The 3884-nt window shown below is 74.7% G+C and carries 3 protein-coding genes and 1 pseudogene; all 4 read right to left on the bottom strand.

The window, feature by feature from the left end:
• Positions 1 to 695, bottom strand: a pseudogene (locus PKY62_RS12520) (hypothetical protein); the annotation flags it as partial.
• A gap of 53 nt (positions 696 to 748) precedes the next feature.
• Entirely contained in the window at positions 749 to 1132 is a 384-nt protein-coding gene (locus PKY62_RS12515) for a DUF6113 family protein (protein WP_324537456.1), read from the bottom strand.
• Positions 1133 to 1137: 5 nt separating this feature from the next.
• Complete coding sequence (locus PKY62_RS12510) at positions 1138 to 2133, bottom strand: PIG-L family deacetylase (RefSeq protein WP_324537454.1); 996 nt, start codon at positions 2131 to 2133, stop codon at positions 1138 to 1140.
• Positions 2134 to 2146: 13 nt separating this feature from the next.
• Positions 2147 to 3884: translational GTPase TypA (typA, locus tag PKY62_RS12505; protein ID WP_324537452.1), on the bottom strand; the 1738-nt coding region annotated here is incomplete at its 5' end.

Here is a 3884-nt window from a genome sequence, read left to right as displayed (position 1 = left end):
TCGGGCTCGGACTGGGGCGCGGGCTCGGGCTCGGGCTCGGACTGGGGCGCTGGCTCGGGCGCCACATCGGCAACGGGCTCGGTGTCCGGCTCGCTCTCAGGCTCGTCCGCCAGATCCGCCACGGGCGCGGCGCCCTCCCCGGCCTCCGACGCCGGCCCGTCCTCTGGTCCGACCTCCGGCTCGGGCTCGATATCGCCGTCGGGCGCGGACTCGGGCTCGGGCTCGACGTCGCCGTCGGCCGCGGTCTCGGGCTCGACGTCGCCGTCGGGCGCGGACTCGGGCTCGGGCTCGACGTCGCCGTCGAGCTCGTCCTCCGTCTCGGGCTCGGGCTCGTCCTCCGGCTCGACGTGGACCTCGTCCTCAGGCTCCGACGCGTCCCCGATCGCGGTCTCCGGCTGGTCCTCGGACTCCGTCTCGGCGTCCACCGCAGCCTCGGGCTCCACGTCGGCGCCGGTCTCATGCCCGGCGTCGGACCCGTCCTGCGGCGCTTCCGCCGGCTCCGCCACGAGCTCGGCGTCGGGCTCGACCTCCGCGTCGGCGTCCGCCCCACCCTCCAGCTGGGGGGCCGGCTCGACCTCGACGCCCGGCTCCGCCTCGACCCGCCCGGCCTCGGCCGGGGAGTCCTCGGCCTCGGAGCCCTCGGTCGGCTCGTCCGGTCGCGGCTCCGCGGAGCCGTCCTCCTGGCGTCCCGTCATGCCCTGTGCACTCCCCTGCGCCCGCTGCGGACCGATCGTCCGCCCGCGCGATTCTACGTGCCGGTGTCTGCGGCGGAGCGACCGACCGGCCGCGTGCTGAACCATCGCGCCGGCAGCGCCCCGGCCAGCGCCACGACGAGCGCCCCGCCGTACCAGACGTAGCCGATCGGCTCGGCGGCGATGAGCACGTCACCCCCGGGCCCGCTCTGCCCGAGCACGGCCACCGCGGTCGCGACACCCATCGCCAGCGCGAACATCCCGGACCACCCGGTCCAGGCCCGCGCGAGCACGCCGCCCGCGAGCACCGTGCCGAGCGCGAGCAGGAGGCCCCACGGCGGGGTGGAGCGGTGCACACCGGTGCCGACCACGCCGATGACGGCGCCGAGCAGGGCCGCACCCAGCCAGCGGGCGACGACGCGCCCCGAGAGGATCTCCACGGCGGTCAGGCTACGCGTACGGCGGCCGGCCACCGCACGGGCGAGGTCCGGACCACCTCGTACGTCTCCTCGGCGAGCACGGGCAGCAGCACCCGGTTGCTCAGCGCGAGGAGCAGCGGCACCTCGTCGGTCCCTGCGCGCACCGCCTGGACCTGCGAGGCGTGGGCACCGAGCGCGGCGCGCACGGCGTGGAGCACGGGTTTCAGCGGGACCCGCACCCCGATCCGCGAGCCCGCGACCGCGGCCGACGGCAGCGGCCCGGCCGGATCGGGTGCGCCGAGGCCCACGCCGTCCGCGCCCGCCGCGCCGCCCGCCGCGAGCACGCGACGGGCCGTGGCGTACCCGGCCCGCAGCGCGTCGGCGTCGAGCACCGACCACAGCACCACCGGCACGGTCCATGGCGCCGCATCCCCGTCCGGCGCCGCGGCCAGCTCGACGGCCCGCATCAGCACGCGGTGGGCGTGCACGTGGTCGGGGTGCCCGTAGCCGCCACCGGGCTCGTAGCCGACGACGACGTCCGGTCGACGCTCGCGGAGCAGCCCGGCGAGCCGAGCGGCGGCGACGTCGACCGGGACGGCGACGAAGGCGCCCGGTGGCAGGTCGTCCGCCGCCCCGGCGCGACCGGCTGCGAGCCAGGCCATCCCGGAGTCCGCGTAGCGCACGGCGGGCTCCCCCGGTCGGCCAGCGGGGTCCGGGACCTCGTCGAGGAACAGCGGACCGCTCGCGCCCAGCGCCGCGAGGGCCTGCGCCAGCTCGCCCGTGCGGTGCGCGGCCAGGGCCGGGCCGTCCCCGGCGAGGTGGGCCAGGTGCTCGCCGATCACCTCGCCCTGCTCGCCGCGGGTGCAGGTCACCACCGTCACCGGCAGTCCGGCGGCCGCCCAGGTGGCCAGGAGCGCCCCGGTCGCCAGGGTCTCGTCGTCCGGGTGCGCGTGCACCGCGAGCAGGCCGCCACCCGACCGCGGGACGACGACGGCGCCGTCGTCGTCCGCGCGGGGGGTCATGCCGTGCGCCCGATCAGGAGCGCTTGGCCCGCGCGGTCGCCCTGGCGCGGTCGGTCTGGTCGAGCACCACCTTGCGGATGCGCACGATCTCCGGGGTCACCTCGACGCACTCGTCCTCGCGGGCGAACTCCAGGGACTCCTCGAGCGTCAGCCGGCGCGGCGGCACGAGGTTCTCGAAGTTGTCCGAGGTCGACTGCCGCATGTTGGTGAGCTTCTTCTCCTTGGTGATGTTGACGTCCATGTCCTCGTTGCGGGAGTTCTCACCTACGATCTGGCCCTCGTAGACCTCGGCGGTCGGCTCGACGAAGAACGCGCCGCGCTCCTGCAGGTTGATCATGGCGAACGGCGTGACCTTGCCCGCGCGGTCCGCGACGAGCGAGCCGTTGACGCGGGTCTCGATGGGGCCGGCCCACGCCTCGTAGCCGTGCGCGATGGACGAGGCGATGCCCGTGCCGCGCGTGTCGGTGAGGAACTGCGTGCGGAACCCGATGAGGCCGCGCGCCGGGACGACGAACTCCATCCGGACCCAGCCCGTGCCGTGGTTCGACATGGTCTCCATGCGGCCCTTGCGCTGGGCCAGGAGCTGCGTGACGGCGCCGAGATACTCCTCGGGGACGTCGATGGTCATGTGCTCCATCGGCTCGTGGACCTTGCCGTCCACGGTCCGGGTGACCACCTGGGGCTTGCCGACGGTGAGCTCGAAGCCCTCGCGGCGCATCTGCTCGACGAGGATCGCCAGGGCCAGCTCGCCACGGCCCTGCACCTCCCAGGCGTCGGGGCGCTCGGTGGGCAGCACGCGCAGCGAGACGTTGCCGACCAGCTCGCTGTCGAGGCGGTCCTTGACCTGGCGCGCCGTGACCTTGTGGTTCTTGCCGCCCTTGCCGGCCAGCGGGGACGTGTTGATCCCGATGGTCATGGAGATGGCCGGGTCGTCCACCGTGATGAGGGGCAGGGGGCGCGGGTCGTCGATGTCGGTGAGGGTCTCGCCGATGGTGATGTCGGCGATGCCCGCGACGGCCACGATGTCGCCGGGACCCGCAGACTCGGTGGGGACGCGGCTCAGGGCCTTGGTCTCGAGGAGCTCGGTGACCTTGACCGTCTGGATGGTGCCGTCGTGGCGCGCCCAGGCGACCTGCTGGCCCTTGCGGATGGTGCCGTTGAACACGCGCAGCAGCGCGAGGCGCCCGAGGAAGGGCGACGCGTCGAGGTTGGTGACGTGCGCCTGGAGCGGGGCGTCCTCGTCGTAGGTGGGCGCCGGGATCTTCTCGAGGATCGTCGCGAAGAGGGGCTCGAGGTCCGGGCTGTCCGGCATGCCGCCGTCTGCGGGCTGGGTGAGCGACGCGCGGCCGGCCTTGGCCGCCGCGTAGACCACCGGGACGTCGAGGATCGCGTCGAGGTCGAGGTCCGGGACGTCGTCGTGCAGGTCGCTCGCCAGTCCCAGCAGCAGGTCGGTCGCCTCGTGCACGACCTCGTCGATGCGCGAGTCCGGCCGGTCGACCTTGTTGACCAGCAAGATCACCGGGAGCTTGGCCTCGAGCGCCTTGCGGAGCACGAAGCGGGTCTGCGGCAGCGGGCCCTCGCTCGCGTCCACGAGGAGCACGACGCCGTCGACCATGGACAGGCCGCGCTCGACCTCGCCGCCGAAGTCCGCGTGACCGGGGGTGTCGATGACGTTGATGGTGATCCCGTCCGGCTGCCCGTGCGCGGCCGCAGCCGGGCCGCGATACCGGATGGCCGTGTTCTTGGCCAGG

It is taken from the genome of Actinotalea sp. (assembly GCF_035443605.1).
GTDB lineage: Bacteria > Actinomycetota > Actinomycetes > Actinomycetales > Cellulomonadaceae > Actinotalea.
Note: the sequence above shows the minus strand (reverse complement) of the source record. Positions and strands in the feature narration are given on the sequence as shown.

Coding starts and splice junctions, on each gene's coding strand:
- PKY62_RS12510 (WP_324537454.1), bottom strand. CDS start 2,133: ATGACCCCCCGCGCGGACGACGACGGCGCCGTCGTCGTCCCGCGGTCG.